This window comes from Paenibacillus terrae, from assembly GCF_000943545.1.
In the GTDB taxonomy this organism is placed as follows: Bacteria; Bacillota; Bacilli; order Paenibacillales; family Paenibacillaceae; genus Paenibacillus; species Paenibacillus terrae_A.
Genome location: NZ_JTHP01000001.1, coordinates 236206 through 255467, shown reverse-complemented (window position 1 = coordinate 255467; position 19262 = coordinate 236206). Strand labels below are relative to the sequence as shown.

The 19262-nt window shown below is 47.9% G+C and carries 19 protein-coding genes and 1 pseudogene; 7 read left to right on the top strand and 13 right to left on the bottom strand.

The window, feature by feature from the left end; translation table 11 throughout:
- Positions 1-96: 96 nt before the first annotated feature.
- Entirely contained in the window at positions 97-2415 is a 2319-nt protein-coding gene (gene metE / locus QD47_RS01095; protein ID WP_044644365.1) for a 5-methyltetrahydropteroyltriglutamate--homocysteine S-methyltransferase, read from the top strand.
- A 56-nt stretch (positions 2416-2471) separates the two neighbouring features.
- Here metE and QD47_RS01090 read toward each other — a convergent pair whose 3' ends face one another.
- Complete coding sequence (locus QD47_RS01090) at positions 2472-3005, bottom strand: DUF6985 domain-containing protein (protein ID WP_044644364.1); 534 nt, start codon at positions 3003-3005, stop codon at positions 2472-2474.
- A gap of 514 nt (positions 3006-3519) precedes the next feature.
- On the opposite strand from QD47_RS01090, the gene QD47_RS01085 reads away from it, so the two are divergent.
- The 5 genes from QD47_RS01085 to QD47_RS01065 all read left to right on the top strand — a co-directional run bounded on the left by QD47_RS01085 (position 3520) and on the right by QD47_RS01065 (position 6758).
- Complete coding sequence (locus QD47_RS01085) at positions 3520-3849, top strand: PadR family transcriptional regulator (RefSeq protein ID WP_044644363.1); 330 nt, start codon at positions 3520-3522, stop codon at positions 3847-3849.
- The gene (locus tag QD47_RS01080; protein ID WP_044644362.1) at positions 3842-4399 is read left to right on the top strand and encodes a DUF1700 domain-containing protein; all 558 of its coding nucleotides are present in this window, start codon (positions 3842-3844) and stop codon (positions 4397-4399) included. Before QD47_RS01085 ends, QD47_RS01080 begins: the two co-directional genes overlap by 8 nt.
- 1 nt (position 4400) lies before the next feature.
- Positions 4401-5252 (top strand): DUF4097 family beta strand repeat-containing protein, encoded by an 852-nt coding sequence (locus QD47_RS01075; protein WP_044644361.1) that lies wholly within the window; start codon positions 4401-4403, stop codon positions 5250-5252.
- A 157-nt stretch (positions 5253-5409) separates the two neighbouring features.
- Complete coding sequence (locus QD47_RS01070) at positions 5410-6129, top strand: 3-ketoacyl-ACP reductase (RefSeq protein WP_044644360.1); 720 nt, start codon at positions 5410-5412, stop codon at positions 6127-6129.
- A 191-nt stretch (positions 6130-6320) separates the two neighbouring features.
- On the top strand, positions 6321-6758 hold the full coding sequence (locus tag QD47_RS01065) for an AbrB/MazE/SpoVT family DNA-binding domain-containing protein (RefSeq protein ID WP_044644359.1): 438 nt from the start codon (positions 6321-6323) through the stop codon (positions 6756-6758).
- A gap of 71 nt (positions 6759-6829) precedes the next feature.
- Here QD47_RS01065 and QD47_RS01060 read toward each other — a convergent pair whose 3' ends face one another.
- The 4 genes from QD47_RS01060 to QD47_RS01045 all read right to left on the bottom strand — a co-directional run bounded on the left by QD47_RS01060 (position 6830) and on the right by QD47_RS01045 (position 10603).
- Positions 6830-7288, bottom strand: coding sequence for a hypothetical protein (locus QD47_RS01060; RefSeq protein ID WP_044644358.1), 459 nt, complete (start codon positions 7286-7288; stop codon positions 6830-6832).
- A gap of 97 nt (positions 7289-7385) precedes the next feature.
- Complete coding sequence (locus QD47_RS01055; RefSeq protein WP_044644357.1) at positions 7386-8510, bottom strand: nitric oxide synthase oxygenase; 1125 nt, start codon at positions 8508-8510, stop codon at positions 7386-7388.
- 150 nt (positions 8511-8660) lie between these two features.
- On the bottom strand, positions 8661-9140 hold the full coding sequence (locus tag QD47_RS01050) for a Dps family protein (RefSeq protein WP_044644356.1): 480 nt from the start codon (positions 9138-9140) through the stop codon (positions 8661-8663).
- Positions 9141-9331: 191 nt separating this feature from the next.
- Positions 9332-10603 carry a M20 metallopeptidase family protein gene (locus tag QD47_RS01045; RefSeq protein ID WP_044644355.1) on the bottom strand — a complete coding sequence of 424 codons (1272 nt, stop codon included), beginning with the start codon at positions 10601-10603 and terminating at the stop codon, positions 9332-9334.
- 578 nt (positions 10604-11181) lie between these two features.
- Between QD47_RS01045 and QD47_RS01040 the strand changes: the two are divergent.
- Positions 11182-11511 (top strand): annotated as a pseudogene (locus QD47_RS01040) (Rpn family recombination-promoting nuclease/putative transposase); the annotation flags it as partial.
- 49 nt (positions 11512-11560) lie between these two features.
- On the opposite strand, the gene QD47_RS01035 reads toward QD47_RS01040, so the two are convergent.
- The 8 genes from QD47_RS01035 to QD47_RS01000 all read right to left on the bottom strand — a co-directional run bounded on the left by QD47_RS01035 (position 11561) and on the right by QD47_RS01000 (position 19256).
- Complete coding sequence (locus tag QD47_RS01035; protein WP_044644353.1) at positions 11561-13288, bottom strand: adenine deaminase C-terminal domain-containing protein; 1728 nt, start codon at positions 13286-13288, stop codon at positions 11561-11563.
- 28 nt (positions 13289-13316) lie between these two features.
- Entirely contained in the window at positions 13317-14375 is a 1059-nt protein-coding gene (locus QD47_RS01030; RefSeq protein ID WP_044644352.1) for an ABC transporter ATP-binding protein, read from the bottom strand.
- Between the two features lie 16 nt (positions 14376-14391).
- Positions 14392-15180 (bottom strand): ABC transporter permease, encoded by a 789-nt coding sequence (locus QD47_RS01025; protein WP_044644351.1) that lies wholly within the window; start codon positions 15178-15180, stop codon positions 14392-14394.
- 6 nt (positions 15181-15186) lie between these two features.
- Positions 15187-16008: an ABC transporter permease gene (locus tag QD47_RS01020; RefSeq protein ID WP_044644350.1), complete on the bottom strand. Its 822-nt coding sequence runs from the start codon at positions 16006-16008 to the stop codon at positions 15187-15189.
- 27 nt (positions 16009-16035) lie between these two features.
- Positions 16036-16965, bottom strand: a complete 930-nt coding sequence (locus tag QD47_RS01015; protein ID WP_044644349.1) for a nucleoside hydrolase — start codon at positions 16963-16965, stop codon at positions 16036-16038.
- Positions 16965-18038: an ABC transporter substrate-binding protein gene (locus tag QD47_RS01010; RefSeq protein ID WP_044644348.1), complete on the bottom strand. Its 1074-nt coding sequence runs from the start codon at positions 18036-18038 to the stop codon at positions 16965-16967. The genes QD47_RS01015 and QD47_RS01010 overlap by 1 nt, the downstream gene beginning before the upstream one ends.
- Before the next feature lie 175 nt (positions 18039-18213).
- The gene (locus QD47_RS01005) at positions 18214-18558 is read right to left on the bottom strand and encodes a hypothetical protein (RefSeq protein ID WP_014278613.1); all 345 of its coding nucleotides are present in this window, start codon (positions 18556-18558) and stop codon (positions 18214-18216) included.
- A gap of 386 nt (positions 18559-18944) precedes the next feature.
- Positions 18945-19256: a hypothetical protein gene (locus QD47_RS01000; RefSeq protein ID WP_028540768.1), complete on the bottom strand. Its 312-nt coding sequence runs from the start codon at positions 19254-19256 to the stop codon at positions 18945-18947.
- Between the last annotated feature and the right edge of the window lie 6 nt (positions 19257-19262).

The following is a 19262-nucleotide window of genomic DNA, read 5'->3' as shown; positions in this document are numbered from 1 at the left end:
GAGGCATTCTTTCCCCTACTCATTTTTAACCCCGGGGAGGAATGTCTTTTTTTGTACGCAAAAATAAACTGGCTACCAGCCTGGGAGGAAAAGTACATGTCATTTACCGAATTGCCTGAGTTGTCCGGCTTGATCAGCAGTAACCTGGGATATCCGCGTATCGGAGGAAACCGGGAATGGAAGAAAGCACTGGAACGCTTCTGGAACGGCAGTATGGATGAAAGCGAATTGCATACCGAGATGAAACGATTGCGATTGGAGCATCTGAGCAAGCAGCGCGACAAGGGGATAGATCGAATTCCTGTCGGAGACTTTTCCTATTATGATCACATGCTGGATACATCCGTGATGTTCGGTCTGGTGCCGGAACGGTTCAACTACCGTCCCGAGGGACCTGTTCCCCTATCCGTCTATTTTGGGATAGCCCGTGGACAAAAGGGTGCCACCGCCAGTGAAATGACCAAATGGCTGAATACCAACTACCACTACATCGTACCGGAATTGGCAAATGCAACTCCGGTGTTCACCGAGAATAAGCCTTTGCAGGCTTATCGTGAAGCGAAACAGGAACTAGGCATTGAAGGTAAACCCGTCATGATCGGTCCTTATTCGTTCGTTGCCCTGTCCAAAGGCTATGATCGTAAGGATTTGGCCGCCATTGTACGAAGCTTCCTGCCACTGTACGCCCGCGTCCTGTCTGAGCTGGCTGCGGAAGGCGTTCAGTGGGTGCAGGTGGATGAGCCTGTCCTGACCACCTCATTCCCGGCAGAGGATTTGGGCATTATTCAGGAGGCTTATGAAGCTTTGACCGAGGCTGCTCCATCCTTAAATATCGTGCTGCAAACCTACTTTGGCAGTCTGGATCATTATGAGCAACTGTCCACGCTCCCGGTACAGGGATTAGGTCTGGATTTTGTGCATGATGATGGCGAAAACCTGCAACATGTGCTAAGACATGGCTTCCCCGCAGGGAAAACGCTGGCCGCTGGTGTTATTGACGGGCGCAATATATGGCGCTCCGATCTGAACGCCGTGGCTGCGCTGCTTGGACAGCTGGCAGAACAGACACCCGCCGCCCAGCTCATCGTGCAGCCATCATGCAGTCTGCTGCATGTGCCGGTCAGTCTGGAAGCAGAGTATAAGCTGGACCGAGAGCTGGTGCAAGCGCTGGCCTTTGCCGATGAAAAGCTGGAAGAAATCGCAGCTTTGACCGCTGCGCTTGGCAAACGCGAACCCTCGGCAATTGCCAAGCTTGAGCAGAGTGCGGACGCGGTAGCCCGCTTCAACAGCTCGGCGGCACGAGTACAGACCGCTGCCGATATGGCGGATCTGCTGGCGAAAGAGCCGCAGTCACGCAGTGTTCCCTTCGCTGAGCGTCGTGTGATCCAGCAGGACAAGCTGAAGCTGCCTCCACTGCCTACGACGACGATTGGCAGCTTCCCGCAAACCGCAGAGGTTCGCAAAGCCCGTCTGCACTATCGCAAAGGGGAATGGTCTGCCGAGCAGTATCGGACGTTCATTCAGCAGCAAATCAAGGAATGGATTGATATCCAGGAGGACATTGGCATTGATGTGCTCGTACACGGGGAATTTGAGCGGACAGACATGGTTGAGTTTTTTGGCGAAAAGCTGAAAGGCTTTGCCTTTACACAAAACGGGTGGGTGCAGTCCTACGGCTCCCGTTGTGTCAAGCCACCGATTATATACGGAGACGTGTCGTTCGATCAACCCATGACCGTAGAAGAAACGGCCTTCGCCCAATCGTTGACCTCCAAGCCAGTCAAAGGAATGCTGACAGGTCCGGTAACGATTTTGAACTGGTCCTTCGAACGTAATGATATTCCTCGCAGTCAGGTTGCTTTACAGTTAGCACTGGCCCTGCGTGCAGAGGTAGAAGCACTGGAACAAGCGGGAATTGGCATGATTCAGGTCGATGAACCCGCGATCCGTGAAGGGCTTCCACTGAAAAAAGAACAGCAGCAAGCCTATCTGGCGTGGGCGGTTCAAGCCTTCCTTGTTACAACAGCAACCGTTGAACCCGCCACCCAAATCCATACGCATATGTGCTATTCCGAATTTCAGGATATGATCCAATCCATCTCCGATATGGATGCCGACGTCATTTCTATTGAAACCTCGCGTAGCCACGGTGAACTGATTGTCAGCTTTGAGGATCAGGTGTATGACAAAGGCATCGGTCTGGGCGTATATGATATCCATAGCCCGCGCATTCCCGATGTGTCAGAAATGCTGAGTATGATACAGCGTGCCCTGCGCGTACTGCCTTCCGATTTATTTTGGGTCAATCCAGACTGCGGCCTGAAAACCCGCACCAAGGATGAATCTGTAGCTGCATTGCGGAAAATGGTGCTGGCCGCTCAAGCAGCCAGAGATTCGTTGGCTGTATCCAGCTAATTTCTATAACCCTCCCCTTTCCGGCCCTCTTTTTCCCTAAACGCCGGAAGGGGATTCTATTCCAAATCATATAATGTGTATGCCCCTTGAATATGCTCGGGTGTTCCCTGCTTCATATGTACGCCCAAGCCATGCTCTCTATCCCAGAAACAGCTAAAATTCAAATACAGCTCATCCTCTTCCGCTGAGTCAGGAATCAGTATAGACACCGGCTGTAACCGTTTCAGCAGTTGTTCCGAGCGTTCCACATAAGGCGCATATTCATCCAGGTCTTCTCCCCATGAGGTATAAGCGTTCTGGTACTTTTCCACTACATCTGCATAGTAATGATGTATCGCTTCCAGCACATGAGGATGAATGTCTGACCCATGTGCCATATATTGCTCCCATGTCTTTTTTTGCTCCTGCTTAGGCTCTCTTACGGCCTGTGCTTCTTCCTCGGAATCGGCGGACACCATAAACTCTATCTCCACCTCCGAGTCCTGTCCGCAAAAATGGAGTTGTACCGTGCCCCGAAGCACGACTTCCTCTGATACTTCCCAAGTCTCATCATCCTGATCCAGCTCCATATACCAGCGTTCCCAATTCATCCTTTTTCCCATCCTTTTCATAAGAAATGATCTTTACCTTTATGGATCCTTTTATTTGAGCATTTTGCAACAATCCCAAGAGCGATTTCAAATCAGCAATATATAGATCGAAACGGTTTAGTTCGTCTATCTATTGTACTTTCGAGCGTTGGGAAAATCGAATGATGCAACATGCTGATTTTACAATTTAACATCCTTAAGGATGAAATTAAAGCGGCTTCTTTTCCGCAAATTCCCCCAAGATTCGGCGTCTTTCTAAATAGAACTACTTTTTTCAGCAGCATTCGCTATCTCATTGACTCTAAAAGCGAAAGAAAACTCCTAAAATGAGCCCGCAGATTTATTTTTAAAATTTTAGTACCTTGCATTAAACAGTACATGATGTTAAATTATACCTGACTACTGATTTATGATTAGTACCTGAAATCTTTTATGTTCAAGCACACATTTCTCCCCCCATACTCCAAACGACACCCATGAAGCAATGATAACATCCAGGAAGGGAGCACCGCTCATGAATGTGAACATCCAATTCAAAAAAGGGGTGCTGGAACTGTGCGTTCTTGTTTTAATTGGGCGCAGGGACCGTTACGGCTACGAACTGGCTCAGGCCGTCTCCCGTCATATCGAAGTAGCCGAAGGAGCTTTATATCCGCTGCTTCGCCGTCTGGTATCAGAGGGATATTGTACAACTTATTTACAGGAATCGACCGAGGGACCCCCCCGTAAATATTATCGGCTGACCGATGCAGGCAGCAATTACACGAGAATACTTACACGGGAATGGAATGAATTTGTCCATCATGTCGCAAGCCTACTGAAAGAAGGAAATCCCGATGAATAGAAAACAGTTTCTTACAGAGGTGGAGCAACGTCTCTCCCCTCTCCCCGCAGAGGAACGTAATGAGCTGCTTGGTGATTTAAGTCAGCATTTTGACTATGGGTTGGTGAATGGCAAAAGTGAGGCCGAAATTGCCAGCGAACTGGGCAACCCCGAGGATATCGCTCGCGAAGCGCTGGATGATCCCAATGCAACCTGGAATACTCCCCCTCCTCCGCTTCGCCAGGGAAGCTTCGCACGCAATTTATTTACTTTCTTAGGGCTGTTGTTTCTCAATTTGTTAATCTCCATTCCTGTCTTAGCCTCTTTGTGGGCAGTATGGGTTTCGTTGGCCGCAGCAGCGGTCAGCTTGATAGTGGCCCCTCTTCTCGCTGTCGCAGATTATGCGCTGAACGGCAACTTTTATCCCGCTAAATTCTTTTTTTCCATCATGTTGACCGGGATTGGCCTATTGCTGCTGTCTGGAGTACGCTACCTTCTGAACCTTCTGGTCAGAGGTACGGTTCGATACTGGAAATGGAATCAGACTACCCTGAGGGGAGCTAACGAGTAACATGAATAAAAAATGGTTTATTGCAGCGGGTCTATGTATCATCATCGGTGTGGCCGGGATGGTAGCCTACGGTGCTCCATGGAACCAACAAGCGATGCGGGAAATAACAGCTATTGATAAAAAATGGACGTTCACACGTGGACAGCTACAAGATCTTAAAGTGAATAGCTCCGATGATGTCTCTATTGTCTTTACTCCCGGTTCCGGTGAGCAGGGCACGATACGCATGAGTGGAGAAGTTCAGACGAAAGTAGCCGACCAGATTCATAATGCCCGTATTGAGAACGGTAAGCTTTCCATTCAATCTGAGCCAGCCCTTTCCTTGGCATTCTTCACTATCTCTCCTGATTTGAAACAAACGATCACGGTAGAAATGCCCGCTGGTGAAACCCTAAAAGGGCTACAGGCAGATGTACATTCAGGAAGCGTAAACCTCCAGGATGCCTCCATTCAAAACACAAACATCACAGCCACTTCTGGCAATGCCGAGATTTCAAACCTCCAAAGTACCCGCTTGGTCGCCAAGTTAACATCCGGCAGTTTTACGGCTAGTCAGGTTACAGCAGATATGGAATTGCACATCACTTCAGGGGATGCCAAAATTTACGATTATAGCGGCAATGGTCAAGTTTCCCTGACCTCCGGTATTACGAATATCACACAACGTACCACAGCCAACCTGAAAGTCGATTCAGTCTCCGGTGATGTGAGGATTAAGCAGGCCCCTGATTTTAAAGGTATTTATAATGTCCGCTCCGACTCAGGAAGTATAGATACTCCCGAATCCGTTCCCGGCAGTGTGAACGTTATAAAGGTCAAAACGACTTCAGGTGATATTCTTATTTCCAAATAGACCATCATGACCATTGTCAGAGGTCTTCTACTCCAGGTCGCAACTAAGCGAAATAAGCGACCTGGAGTGGAAGTTTGGTTCAGGGAAATTAAATCAGTATAATATAAACATGTGCTTAAATGCACAACTATGTATGTAGCCATAAGGAGGAGACTGGATGGAACTTAAAAATAAAACAGCCATTATTACAGGCGCTACCAAAGGCATTGGTAAAGCCGTTGCCGAGGCCTTGGCCAAGGAAGGCGTCAACCTGGGATTAATCTCACGCACACTACCTGACCTGCAAAAGCTGCAAGATTCACTGGGGAGTACATACGGCGTGAAGGTGGTTAGCGCTGTCGCGGATATATCTGATCGCGCACAGGCCGCTGCAGCTGTAGCCTCGCTGGAGCATGAGCTGGGCGCTGTCGATATTTTGATTAACAATGCAGGAATTGCTACATTCGGCACAGTCGCAGACATGGACCCCGAAGAGTGGGAACGCATGATCCGCGTGAATTTGTTGGGAACCTATTATGTCACACACGCGGTTCTTCCGAGCATGCTTGCTCAGCAGAGCGGCAACATTATTAATGTATCCTCCACAGCAGGGGAACGAGGCTTCGCCACAGGCTCGGCGTATTGCGCCTCCAAGTTTGCTTTGATGGGCTTCACGGAGGCACTGATGCAGGAGGTTCGCAAATCCAACATTCGCGTCACCGCGCTGACTCCAAGCACAGTCAATACGGAACTGGCAGCAAGTGCAGGTTTGCCGATTGGCGACGAGGACCGCATGCTTCAGCCACAAGATATGGCCGACCTGACATTGGCGGCATTGAAGCTGCCTTCGCGGGTTCAATTAAAAGTAGCCGGTATTTGGACAACCAACCCACAATAATTTGACTCGACATCTTAGATTCATTGGGCTGTACCACGCTCCGGCAGACGTCATTGTTCGTCATGCTGGAGCTTCTTTTTTGTTCATAGTTAATACAATTCAAACTGCAATATACGCGCTTTGTACTTTAGAACATACATAACCTACGATTTTTGCACCGATAAGCGCAGTTATGAAAGGGGAAATGAATAATGAAAAATACAGGAATGACACGACCATTAGACCATCTGGGCCGCATCGTGCTGCCCAAGGAGCTGCGCAATTCTATGAATATCAATATTGGAGATGCCCTTGATTTTTTTATTACATCAGAGGGCCTGATGATCCGTAAATATACAGGGGTATCTTGTTATTTTTGCAGTGCCGTAGATAACCTAAGCTACTTCAGAGATCATTTGATATGCAGCGATTGCATTGAGAATCTTAAGAGCGATAATCCTTCCAGTCATTCAGGCGAAACACGTCCTGCTCAGCCCAAGAAAAGAAGGAATTACAGAAATCAGACTGAGCTCCTGCATAAACTAAAACAGCTCATGGAAAAACACCCTAATGTTTCACAAAAAGAATTGGCCGAGATGCTCGAATTGTCTCAGGGACGCGTGTCACAGCTAAAAAAACTTCTACTTTGAATCGTTCCAATTACCCGCGTTTGATCTCGCCATACAAAAAAAAGAGCCTGTCGGCTCTCGGATCATCATCCTTATGCAATGTCAGACTGCTCCACAACCGGGACCCGATAGGCCAACAAGGACTCTTCAATAACGGTGGAAATGAACGTTATCTCAATCTCCAGCACCAATCTGAGCGCATAGTTCCATGCGTTTTCTTCAATTTGCAGCGCAAACCGTTGTCGGGTACCTAACTCGCTCTCCTGTTCCATAGCATCGGAGAGGTCAGGCAGCTCAGAATCAGCGGCGTGTCCAATCTCATGCGCAAGCACAACCGTAAAGTACTCCTCGACTCGTTCGACGCTGCCAAACATCTGAATACATTGTGTTTCAATCGTGTCCATATACATTGTAATGGTGTGAGCATTCATGGCATATTTGCCCCCAATTAGCCGCCCGCCGGGAAACCGTTTCTCCAGCTTGACCGTCACGCCTATATCTGCCCGTTGCAAAAGCTTAGCGACGATGCGCTCTGCTTGATTTCTTTCCAACTCCGCCTCGCTCCTCGACCTTATGACATGAAAAAGCTGAATTTACTCTAATCATATAGAATAGGAACCCGAATCCGATACTTAAAGCTTTCCATGATTAAGAATGAAAAGGGCAGCCGTGGAGCTTCTTCTGCATATACGGCTTCTCTTGAACTCCGAAATTTGGCTTTACAAGCCGATTATCGTAGGAACTGTGAAAAATATGCGTTGTCGCCGGAGATAACGGCGGGATCAGCCATGTCCAATCGCCTGTGAGCGCACGCCCCGCATGGGCTTCCCGTTCCTCAAACAGCTGGAATTGTGCAGCTGCCGTATGGTGATCGACAATGCTGACTCCCGCTTTTTTAAAAGAATACAGCACAGCACTGTTCAACTCCACCAGCGCCCGATCGCGCCATAACGTCGTTTCGCTTGAGGTATTCAGCCCCATCAGCTCAGCTACCTGCGGCAGCATGTTATAACGGAAGGTATCGGCAAAATTACGGGCACCGATCTCTGTCCCCATATACCAGCCGTTAAAAGGAGCTGCGGTGTAGATGATACCGCCAATCTCCAGCGTCATATCCGAAATCATAGGCACGGCATACCAACGCAAACCCAACGAAGCCAACCCCGGAAGTTCCGGGTGTTCAATAGGTACCTCCTGCACCAAATGTTCGGGAATATCAAACAGCTCAGGAGGCTGTCCACCTGCTTCCACAATCAGCGGCAATACATCAAAGGGAGTCATGGCTCCTTGCCAGCCCATGCGGTGGCACGCATTTGTGAATTCTACCGAGATCGGGTCCCCGATCACTCCTTCAGCGCTCTCATAGCCAGCATACCGAATCAATTGATGATTCCAAATGCGAATATCCGGTTGCCCCGGCTTGGACGAGCGAAACACGGTAAGCGTCGGCTTGATTTTACCGCCATTTGTCCCTATGCGTATATGCTCTAACAGCTCATGAACCACTTCCGCTGTACTTGAAGCCTCGCGGGCATCCCTTACCAGAAGCTTATCCCAAAACAAACGACCGATACAACGATTGCTGTTACGCCAAGCCATCTGTGCCCCATGCTCCAGCTCATCATAGGTATGATCATACGTTCCCGAAGTATCTATGTCATGACGAATATCAAGAAGCCGGGCCTCCGCTTCATCGCGGCTTCGGCCCAGCTCCTCATAACATGTATATATAAACTGCTTCGCTTCACGCAAAAGCTGTTGCTTCACTTCCATACGTACACCCCATCCCGGCAGCTCTCAGTACTTATGAGCCCGTTGTCTTTCACGCCTATCCGTCATTATACTCCAGTGGTGGTCTGGAACCAACGGGATGTGTGTCTTGTTCACCTGATCTTCATATCCATGGGAATCCCTCCCAAAATCTTATCCCAAATATGCATTGAGCATCCAGATATGTTTATCCACCGCTTCTCTCAAGCCATTAAGAAGATCCTCAGTCGCTTTGTCATGTGCCGCATCCGCTGCTTCCATGCCATTAGCCAGCTCAGTAGTGATGGTTTTGAAATCCGTAACCACGGATTTTACCATATCCTCGGCTGTCTGCTCACCTGCTGACTCCTGAATGGCTGCCAGTTGCAAATGCTCCTTCAAGGTAGCGGCAGGACGGCCTCCAATGGCCAGCAAACGTTCAGCAATCATATCCAGGTTAGCTGTCGCTTCATTATAAAGCTCTTCAAATTTTGCGTGCAGTGTGAAGAAATGAGGTCCTTTTACGTACCAGTGGAAATAATGCAGCTTCGTGTACAACACCGACCAGGTAGCTACCTGACGGTTCAAAGCCTTATGCAATTCTTGAATAGCCTCTTGTGTAGGTTGAGCGTTCGTATGATTTAATGTACTCATGTGTAATTCCCCTCTCATGTTCATCCATAGTTTAGTTGGAGTGAAGCCTGAATTCCCGTGACATTAGTGTTTGATTAACCTGCAAATCCCATGCGTGATTCCAATAAATATTCAGTAATTAATTTAGACTTAATCTAAATCCTGTTTTAATTATAACATTAGGTCAGTTATTTGCAAGAGCTTATTAGGCCTTAATCATGAAGATTACGTGAAGTGTCAGGTCCTTTGAAAATTTGTTTACCTTTCGTATCGTTCAATACTTGCAACGCAAATTCTATATGCATACGCGCCCCAAGAATCAAGGCTCGTTCGTCGATATCAAATTGGGGATGGTGCAGCGGATACGCTTGCTGTGTACCTGGTGCGCTTATCCCGATAAAACCGAATACGCCGGGAACCTGCTGTGTATAGAGCGCAAAATCCTCCCCGGCTAAAAAGGGAGCATCCAGCACTTCCGTACTTTCCACTCCAAAGACTTTCCCTGCCGCGCGCACTGCAGCTTGTACGACCACAGGGTCGTTGTGAAGAACCGTTCCTGTTCGTTGCACAATATGTGCGGAGCCGCCATGTAAAGATGCAATACTGTTCGCACGATCCGCAATCGCTTGGGTGATCCGTTCAACCGTCTCTGTACGAAAAGCCCGGAAGGTTCCTGTAATTTCGCTGTGACCTGCGATGACATTTTTGGCGCTGCCTGCTTGCAGTGTACCGAAAGATAGGACAGCCGCTTCCTGCGGATCGATGGCGGTGGACATGAATATTTTAATATCCGTGATAAATTGAGCGACCATAATTATAGCATCTGAGGAAAGATGGGGCGTGCTGTGATGTCCCGAAAGTCCGGCAAACCGGATTGTAAAATGAGAAGAAGCGGCCATAGCCGTGTGCGGATGAAATCCAATCGTTCCTACAGGGAAATCAGGCCATACGTGCATGGCAAACACTGTCTTTACATCCTCCAGCACACCATCTTCGATCAGATCCTTTCCTCCACTAATCAGCCTGCCATCCAGGGGAGACACCAACGCCCCCTCCTCTGCTGGCTGAAAAACAAACTTAATCGTACCTCGAACCTGATCTCGATTATGACTAAGCACCTGAGCGGCTCCCAACAGCATCGCCGTATGTGCATCATGCCCGCACGCGTGCATGACTCCGGGGATCATGGAGATATAATCGGCGGTGTTTTGCTCTGTTACAGGCAAAGCATCTATATCCGCACGCAGTAGCACCGTATCCCCGGCCTGTGTTCCGCGCAATATACCAACTACTCCTTTACCAAAATGCTTCCCGACCTCTGTCTGTACCTCCAGCCCCCAGCTTTGGAGAAGCTCCGCTATGTACGCAGCCGTCCGTTCCACCTCAAACAAAACTTCCGGGTAACGATGCAATTCCCTTCGAAATGCAATCAAATCCGTTTCCAACGCGTCCGGCACTACAAGACCATCAAAAGCACGAGTCATTATTGAACACTCTCCTAAAATCTTATCGGAATAGTTATAGTATATATCAGCCTAAATGTAGTCTGTATCCCTGCAAGCCGTCAACGCGTTATACATAGGTTACATCAATACGAGTATAGAAGATGTTAATTTTGTCTGTTAAAGCACCAGTTCAGAATATATCTCCTTTATATACTCATGAACCCTACCACACGGGGAAAATTGGATGTGATCACCCAACTACACGATTTTCTCGTTCCTGGTTATTGACGTTAAAAAATCTGGCTTGCCAAAGTGCTGCTCAATATGTGCTTGCTCACTGGATGACATGGTATAATAGATTAAAAAAAGGTTTGATATAAATGGAATATCTTCTTGATTTTCGCAAAGATCTTTTTCTTTAAGTTTTGAACTTGAAAATTCACATAGAAAACGGAGTAGATAGAATGGTGCTGTGCAAGCGAAGCGGTCGCTTTTGTCCCCGGATTTCTCCCCTGATTATAAGCTTTGTTCCGGAAATCCGGGGGCGGTGGCGATGGGAAGCACCATCTGTCTGCGGAGTGGCACTATAGGTAACTTTTTAAGATCATCTTATATGATTGGTAAACTGGCTTTTGTTTCTAAAAGGAGCGAATCCATCACAATGGGAGGTGCTGACCATGAACGAGCCTGTACTGAAAAAAGCGATGAATACCTTGGAATTCCTAAGTCAGGATCGGGAAGCCCGTCTTCAGTATGAAGCAAGACAACGGTATCTACATGATGAGGCATCCATGATTGAAGGAGCAAAAGAAGAAGGCAAGGCAGAGGGTAAAGCAGAAAGTCAGGCTGAAATTGCACGAAATATGCTCCGTTTAGGCTTAGATATAGATATTATCGCCAAAGCGTCCGGTTTGTCGGAAGCTGAAATTCGAGCGCTTCAATCATAAAACTGACCACGACAAAAAGAGCCGACCCGTAAGAGGGTCGGCTCTACTATTATTCTTTTATCTCCAAAGGGTCCACAATCAAAGGTACAATCTTGCCCGCGTTTACATCAATCAGGCCGTGATCGGTAATTTTCAAAGCCGGGCTGACCGGCAAAGAATGAGTGCTCAGCGACATGATTGGATTGTAATGGCGGTAACCGAGCGACAGCAAGGCAGAACGCAGCTCCTTCACATGGGCCGCCACCATTTCTAGCGGTCCTTCTGTTAGAATCCCGCCTACGGTTAACGGCAAAAGGGACAGCACCTTGCCATTTTCAACTACGCAAAAGCCGCCTTGACTGGAAAGAACCGTATTCGCCGCCAATATCATATCCTGCTTGTTATGCCCTACAACCAGCAAGTTATGGTTATCGTGCGAATACGTGGTTGCCACCGCCCCGCGCTTAATCGTGTCTCCCCCGATCAAACCATAGGCACGGTTACCATTCTTGCCATATCGCTCAAAAGTAGCGATAAGTCCGTGTTCGCTCTGTTCCCACATCAGCTCACCATTCGCCACCTGCTCAGGCGCAATACGTTCGCTCGTAAAGGTCGATCCGTCCTTCACCATCATAATACGGCAATGATGTGTACCATCCGCTACATCCAGCTCTACGGTAAAATCCCGCTCTGTGAGAGGCTTCAGCTTTACACTTTGGTAAAAATGAGGTGGAAAACGGCAGCTTAACGAATCTTGATGATACTCCTCAAATTTATCGAATACCTTTTGCCCGTCCTTGTACACCTGCTCTACTTCAAAATGGCTCAGGTCAGACAACAAGACAAAATCAGCTATTTTCCCCGGTGCAATCGTGCCCCGGTCGTGCATACGCATCCGTGTCGCAGGCGTGAACGTAGCAGCATAGATCGCATTCTCAGGCTTCATGCCCATCCCGATTGCTTTGCTTACAATATGGTTCAGATGCCCACGCTCTACGAAGGAATCCGGCATCACATCATCCGTTACAAAGCAAAAATGCTGCGCCACGTCTTCTTGAATCAAATACTCCATCACTTCAGGGGTCATGGATTTTTCCTGAATCTCGATGAACATCCCCGCAGCCATACGCGCCTTCATGCCTTCAATGCTTTGGTGGGTATGGTCCGAGCCAATTCCCGCGTAGATCAACTGATGCAGGTCCAGATCAAGCAACTGCGGCGTATGCCCTTCAATGATCAGCTCCGGGTAGTGCTCACGAACATGGCGTAAAATACGGTTGGTCTTGCCCTCCGGATCACGAATCACATCCACATAGTTCATAATTTCACCCAGACAGATCATCTCACCGGTTTGCAACAGTGCGTCAATCTCAGGAATATCAATCTCGCCCCCTGAGGTTTCCAAAGGCGTCGCCGGAACGGAGCTTGGAATACCGTAGAACATATCAGCCACGCACTCCTTGCTGGCCGCCATCATTTCCTGAATGCCTTCCAATCCAAAAACATTCGCCATTTCGTGCGGTTCCGGTACAATCGTCGTCACGCCGTTGCGAATGAGTCCATAGGAAAAGGTCGCCGGTGTCACCATTGTGCTTTCAATATGGAGATGAATGTCGATCAGGCCGGGAATCATATATTTCCCGTGCCCTTCTACAATTTCATTCACTTCAAACGACTCCAGGCCACGCTGACCGATATACATAAACTTGCCGTCAAGTATAGCAACATTGCCTTCCTCGAACGTCTTGTAATAGCTGTTATACACTTTAACTTGTAAAATCATTTTGTCTGCACGCATGATGTATCTCCTTCATCGAACCCGCTGATTACTGGACCAGCACCATTTTATCTGCCGGAAAATGCAGGGTAATCCGTTGACCGCTCAGGTACGGCGTGTCCATCTCCTGATTGGCGGTGAAGCTTCCTTTCGCCGTTTCTACCACATACTGATAGCTGCGCCCCAGGTAAGTGCTCACTTTAATGATGCCGGGAAGCTCATTTTCTCCCGTCTCATTGCCTGCTGTGCGGATAACCAAATCATCCGGACGAATAGCCCCCTGACGGGCACCCGGCTGGACTGTACCCTGATTACGGGCCACACTAAACGAAAGATCGCTTGTACTCAGGCGAATTCGTTCCTCCTCCTCAACGCGTTCGTCAAAGGACAAGAAATTATTGAATCCGATAAAACGGGCGACAAATTCGGTGGTTGGATATTTAAAAATCGTTGATGGCGCATCCAACTGCTCGATATTCCCCTTGTTCATAATCGCAACTCGGTCAGAAATCGAAAAACATTCCTCCTGATCATGCGATACGTATACAGTGGTAATCCCCAATTCCTGTTGAATACGGCGAATTTCTACACGCATATTCACACGCAGGTTCGCATCCAGATTACTCAGCGGTTCATCGAACAGCAGCAGGTCAGGTTCAATCACAAGCGCCCGCGCAATCGCAACACGCTGACGCTGTCCACCGGACAGTTCGCCGGGGAAACGCTTTTCAAAGCCCCCCAGACTAACTGTATCCAGCATAGCCATAACACGGCGTTTTATATCATCTTCCTTCACCTTGCGCAGCCGCAGTCCAAAGGCAACATTATCAAAAACGGACAAATGCGGGAAAAGCGCATAGCTTTGGAATACAAAACCGAAATTCCGTTTGTTCACCGGAACCCGGGTGTAATCTTTATCGCCAAACAAAAACGTCCCTTGTTTAGCTTCGAGAAATCCTGCAATCAGACGAAGCGTGGTCGTTTTGCCGCATCCACTCGGTCCGAGCAACGAGAGCAATTGCCCCCGTTCGAGCTGCAAATCGAAATCCTGCAAGATCAGTTGGTTGTCATAAGCGACCGATACACGATCCAGAGCAAGCAGTGCCATATGGTTGAAGCCTCCATTACCTTTTAGTGAAGTAAGACAATCCCATCAGTCGTTCAATCAAGAACATCAGAATACCGGTCAAAATCATCAGCATTACCGAAATCGCTGCAATCGTCGGGTCAAAATAATTTTCGACGTAGGTCAGCATTTGAATAGGCAGGGTGCTGAATCCCGGTCCTGTCATGAAGACGGAAATGTCGACATTGTTGAATGATTCCAGAAAGGCAATCAGGATGGCCGCAATAATACCCGAACGGATGTTGGGCAGAACCACTTTGAAAAAGGTTTCCAGCCGTCCGGCTCCCAAACTGAGCGCTGCTTCCTCAATCGCAAAATCAAAGTTGGACAAGCTGGACGCAATGACCCGTATAATGAACGGCAGCATAATCACCGTATGTCCGATCAACAGTCCTGCGTATACCGGCAAATGATAAACAATGATCAGATAACGCAGCAGTGTAAAGCCCAGCACAATACCCGGTATGAGCAGCGGGGAGAGGAACAAGGCGTTCAGCGCATCCTTCCCGTGAAACGAAAAACGACTAAGCGCATAAGCGGCAGGCATGCCGATCAGCAGCGCCAAAATGTTACCCAGCAGAGAGACGACAATCGACGTTTTGAATGTGGACATAAACAGGTCTACTTCAAAAATATTTTGATACCAGCGCAAGGAAAAGCCCTGCGGAGGAAATTTTAATACCGTGCCCGGCTCGAAAGAAGTGACCGATATGATCAACAGCGGACCGAGCAGAAAGACGAAGACCAGCAGGCTAAAGAAGCCTAGTCCGTAATGTTTCTCCCGCATATCCACCTACCCCTTCGGATTGAGTTTATGGGCCGCCTTATTTAAGAGACCGACCACGATAAATGTAATGACAATCATAATCGTTGCAATAACGGAGGCGAGAAACCAGTCATTCAGCGTCATTGCGTTCTGATACAAAAATGTAGCAATGACGCGCTGTTTTCCTCCAAGTAGTGCTGGTGTCGTATAAGCCGTCAGACTGCCCACGAAAACGAGAATGCTTCCGATAATCAGGCCCGGCACAGACAGAGGAAATACAATTTTACGGAATGCGCTGAATTTGGAGGCACCGAGACTCTGAGCTGCATGGACGAGATCACCGTCGATATTTTCGAGAACACCGATCAGTGAAATAATCATCAGCGGTAAAAACAAATGCACCAGACCAATAATCATCGCCGCCGGGGTATACAAAATATTGAGCGGCTCATCAATGAGTCCTAAACCGATGAGCACGTTATTCAACAGCCCTTTGCGACCCAAGATGACCATCCAGCTAAATGACCGCACCACCGGACTGGTCAGCAAGGGAAAGATAGCCAGCGCCAGCAAAATTCCTTTACGGCGCGGGGCCTTTTGCGAAATATAATAAGCCGTCGGGAAGCCGAGTAGCACGCATACGAGCGTCGTAACGATACTGACTTCCAGCGTAGTCAGCAATATTTTCAGAAAATAAGGGTCCTTGAAGAAATGGAGATAGCCTTCTAGGGTGAATGAGCTGTTCTGTACGAAGGTCGAGCCGATCGTTAACACAATCGGAATGACCATGAACACCGCCAGAAAGAGCAGACCTGGCAGCAGCAGCCAATACAAGTATGTTTTCTTCATGGGTAGCTCCTTGCGGTTATCAATATGTTATTCCTTGTTCAGCACCTGAATAAATAGTTCCAGAAATGCCTCGCTTTCCACCTGTTCGCACACGTTCATGTTCGGGCTATGATTGAGACGATTCTGTACATCGCCCACCGTTTGTCCGTCACATATACGGCTGGAGGTTTCCACATCGACATACATTAGCGAAGTTTCCACCAGCCTCGAATTCAGCGCAACGCCTACAGCAAGCGGATCATGAAGCGCACACGCTTTTACTCCGTTACGTTCCTCATAACGCTTGGTATAAATGGCCGTGCTTTCAGCCACATAGCTGCGAATCGCCGGATCGGTGAGACGGGCAATATGGTCCGTCGTCAGCAGTGCCTTCCGTGTTACATCCAGTCCCACCTGTACCAACCGCCCAAATCCGGCATGAAATACGATCCGCGCCGCTTCCGGGTCAGCATACATGTTATATTCTGCTACAGGCGTAATATTGCCGCACCCGTAAATAACACCGCCCATAAAAATGACCTCATTGACGTATTGCGTCAACTCCGGACATTTCAGAAGCGCCAACGCCAGATTCGTGAGCGGCCCGGTGCAAACCAGCGTCAGTTCTCCCGGATGAGCCATGACTGTATCAATGATGATGTCTGGCGCAAAGCCTTCGGACGCCGAAATGGCAGGGACAACTCCACTCAATGCGCCCCCAATACCGTCTTCCCCATGAATACGGTGCTCATGCAATCCTTTACGGATCAAGGGAGCATCGGCCCCCCGATAGACCGGAATATCCGGTCTATCCAAAAGATCGAGGATTTTGCATGTGTTCAATGTTGCCTGTTTAAGCGATACATTACCGCACACGGTAGTAATCGCTGTAACGTCCAGCTGGCCGCTTTTGGTGGCTAATAAAATACCCAGCGCATCGTCAATACCTGTATCTACATCTAATATGACTTTTTTCATTATTGGGCAACTTCCCGGTTCCAGCGATCCGTCCATTCCTTGATATGGTCATTGACGAATTTCATATCCAGCTTGGTCAGCTTGTTTACCACATCTGTACCATACGTAATTCCTTCTGTATCCGCACCGGACAGCACCACCTGCGTATTCACCGGAGAATCAACCTTCGCCTTGGCGGACTTCTCTTGAACTTCCTTGCTCAGCTGCCAGTTGATAAATTCCTCAGCCAATTCTTTTTGGTCGGAGCCTTTCACCACGTTGATCGTGTTCATTACTGCATAAGCACCTTCACTCGGTGCTACAAATTTGGCTCCAGGCACAGCTGCCTGCAAATCTTTGAAGTACATCTCCATAATCGGTCCGCCCGCGATTTCCTGCTGACTGAACATGTTGACGAACTCGGAGGTTTTGCTATAAAACTTAACGATATTCGGACTCAGCTCTTTCAGTTTCCCGAATGCCTGGTCTTCATTAAACTCTTTACTACCCGCTACCTTGGAGGCCGCGTCTACAACCATCGGTCCAGCCGTAGCCGTAATGTTCGGCAGGGTCACGTTTCCTTTGAACTCACTGCCCCACAGATCAGCCCAAGAGGTCACATTCTTTTTAACCAGCTCCGGGTTGTAAGCAATACCGAGGCGGCCAACCGTATAAGCAGGGCCATACTCCTCACCCAGCGGTGCTTTGGCAATGTCATAAATTTGATTCAGGTTCGGCACTTTGCTGCGATCCAGCTTTTCAAACAAACCTTGTTGAATCCCCTGTTGGGCATAATAATCAGACAGATAAATCAGATCAACGTCTGTGCTTCCTTGGCTAATTTTGTTCAACCGTTCTGCGTTATTTCCAATCTCCACTACAATATCAACGTTGTGTTCCTTCTCAAAAGGCTCGTACACTTCTTTGTTAAAGAAGTCTTCGGAGAAGCCCCATGTGGAAATGATTAGCTTCTTCTTTCCATCAGCCGAGCTGCCTTTTCCATCTTCCTGACCTCCGGTAGCATTGCTGCCGCAACCTGCAAGCACAACAGATGCCAAGGTCAAAGCCATGAACCCTTTAAACCATTTTTTCATTTGAAACTCCCCCTATTTATTCATTCTGCGAACCTGATAACACAAAAAAGAAAAGTACTCTTGTAAAACAAGAATACTTTTCTTCGTAAACAAAGAATAAGTTGGTCCCGCTGCGCGTTATAACAGGTTCTCCCCTCAGATAGATCCGAAGCGAAAAGCCGAATATCCAATTGTATTAGGATTCCTTCAGTATGATGTTCGTGATTGCCCACTGCGTTGCTGAATCATAGTCGCGCAGTAGAGCTTCAATATCGAGCCCCATATCCTCAATCAGCTTCTCGCGAAGTCTCTTCTTATACAGCATGGACATTCGGAAATCCACTTCCAGCTTCAAGCCGGGGGCTTCCACTTCCAATGCCGCAGAGCGTGGAGAACGCCGGTGCTTCGCCACAAAGGTAACAATGTTGTTCTCAACGGTGGCCCGCAGTAGCGTGGTCCCGAAGCCGAACAGTTCCTTTGAAATTTCGTTGTAAATCTGGCACATCCGCTTCTTGCTTTCATTACTGTCGAGCAGCGTCATGAACCCACCCTCATCAGCATATTACGTACAATCAATCTTTCAACACGATAGATTATACATAAATATATGATAAATAGCAATAAAAATCCCTAATACAATAACATATGATGCGAAAAAGCGAACAATATGTCGAACTTTGTAGCTTTTCAACATTTTTACACTTTTTTCGTCTAACCCTTAAGCTTCCGAACGATACTATATTCCCCGCAGGAAAATTAAAGCAGACTACAAAGGCGTTATCGTCACCACTCTGGGAGAATATTTTTTTCTTCTACTATATATGTAGTTTTTATTTAAACGCATTTAACCGTACCCCGCGGGAGTCCCCTAGCGATTGTACGGTTTTTTTTATGTTATGTAGCTGACTGGGCCAGATGGGAACCCCTTCAAGAAAAAGCCGATTGAATCCACGAGGACACTACAAGAGTAGCTGGCCACAGCAGCATAAAGTTAGCTATGATATACGCCTTCTTAAAAGCATAACGATGATAAAAATACCAACAGCTCCATGAAATAAATACTCCTATCGGGTAGCTCATTATGACATAGGCAAAAATATAACTGATGAGATAATCTCCAGCTGTTGGGGCATCGAAAGAAAATGCGACCACCATCAGCATGACCGGATAGGCAAATAACGTTAAGCCATAAACGATATTCAATATAAGTAAAATGACAAATGCATTTTGATCTTTCATGATGTT

Excerpts from the sequence above, each read along its gene's own strand:
- metE (WP_044644365.1), top strand. The coding sequence starts at position 97 with ATGTCATTTACCGAATTGCCTGAGTTGTCCGGCTTGATCAGCAGTAAC.
- QD47_RS01070 (WP_044644360.1), top strand. The coding sequence starts at position 5,410 with ATGGAACTTAAAAATAAAACAGCCATTATTACAGGCGCTACCAAAGGC.
- QD47_RS01055 (WP_044644357.1), bottom strand. The coding sequence starts at position 8,510 with ATGGAAGTGAAGCAACAGCTTTTGCGTGAAGCGAAGCAGTTTATATAT.
- QD47_RS01025 (WP_044644351.1), bottom strand. The coding sequence starts at position 15,180 with ATGCGGGAGAAACATTACGGACTAGGCTTCTTTAGCCTGCTGGTCTTC.
- QD47_RS01085 (WP_044644363.1), top strand. The coding sequence starts at position 3,520 with ATGAATGTGAACATCCAATTCAAAAAAGGGGTGCTGGAACTGTGCGTT.
- QD47_RS01065 (WP_044644359.1), top strand. The coding sequence starts at position 6,321 with ATGAAAAATACAGGAATGACACGACCATTAGACCATCTGGGCCGCATC.
- QD47_RS01000 (WP_028540768.1), bottom strand. The coding sequence starts at position 19,256 with ATGAAAGATCAAAATGCATTTGTCATTTTACTTATATTGAATATCGTT.
- QD47_RS01075 (WP_044644361.1), top strand. The coding sequence starts at position 4,401 with ATGAATAAAAAATGGTTTATTGCAGCGGGTCTATGTATCATCATCGGT.
- QD47_RS01035 (WP_044644353.1), bottom strand. The coding sequence starts at position 13,288 with ATGCGTGCAGACAAAATGATTTTACAAGTTAAAGTGTATAACAGCTAT.
- QD47_RS01090 (WP_044644364.1), bottom strand. The coding sequence starts at position 3,005 with ATGAATTGGGAACGCTGGTATATGGAGCTGGATCAGGATGATGAGACT.
- QD47_RS01010 (WP_044644348.1), bottom strand. The coding sequence starts at position 18,038 with ATGAAAAAATGGTTTAAAGGGTTCATGGCTTTGACCTTGGCATCTGTT.
- QD47_RS01005 (WP_014278613.1), bottom strand. The coding sequence starts at position 18,558 with ATGACGCTGCTCGACAGTAATGAAAGCAAGAAGCGGATGTGCCAGATT.
- QD47_RS01080 (WP_044644362.1), top strand. The coding sequence starts at position 3,842 with ATGAATAGAAAACAGTTTCTTACAGAGGTGGAGCAACGTCTCTCCCCT.
- QD47_RS01020 (WP_044644350.1), bottom strand. The coding sequence starts at position 16,008 with ATGAAGAAAACATACTTGTATTGGCTGCTGCTGCCAGGTCTGCTCTTT.
- QD47_RS01050 (WP_044644356.1), bottom strand. The coding sequence starts at position 9,140 with ATGAGTACATTAAATCATACGAACGCTCAACCTACACAAGAGGCTATT.
- QD47_RS01015 (WP_044644349.1), bottom strand. The coding sequence starts at position 16,965 with ATGAAAAAAGTCATATTAGATGTAGATACAGGTATTGACGATGCGCTG.
- QD47_RS01030 (WP_044644352.1), bottom strand. The coding sequence starts at position 14,375 with ATGGCACTGCTTGCTCTGGATCGTGTATCGGTCGCTTATGACAACCAA.
- QD47_RS01045 (WP_044644355.1), bottom strand. The coding sequence starts at position 10,603 with ATGACTCGTGCTTTTGATGGTCTTGTAGTGCCGGACGCGTTGGAAACG.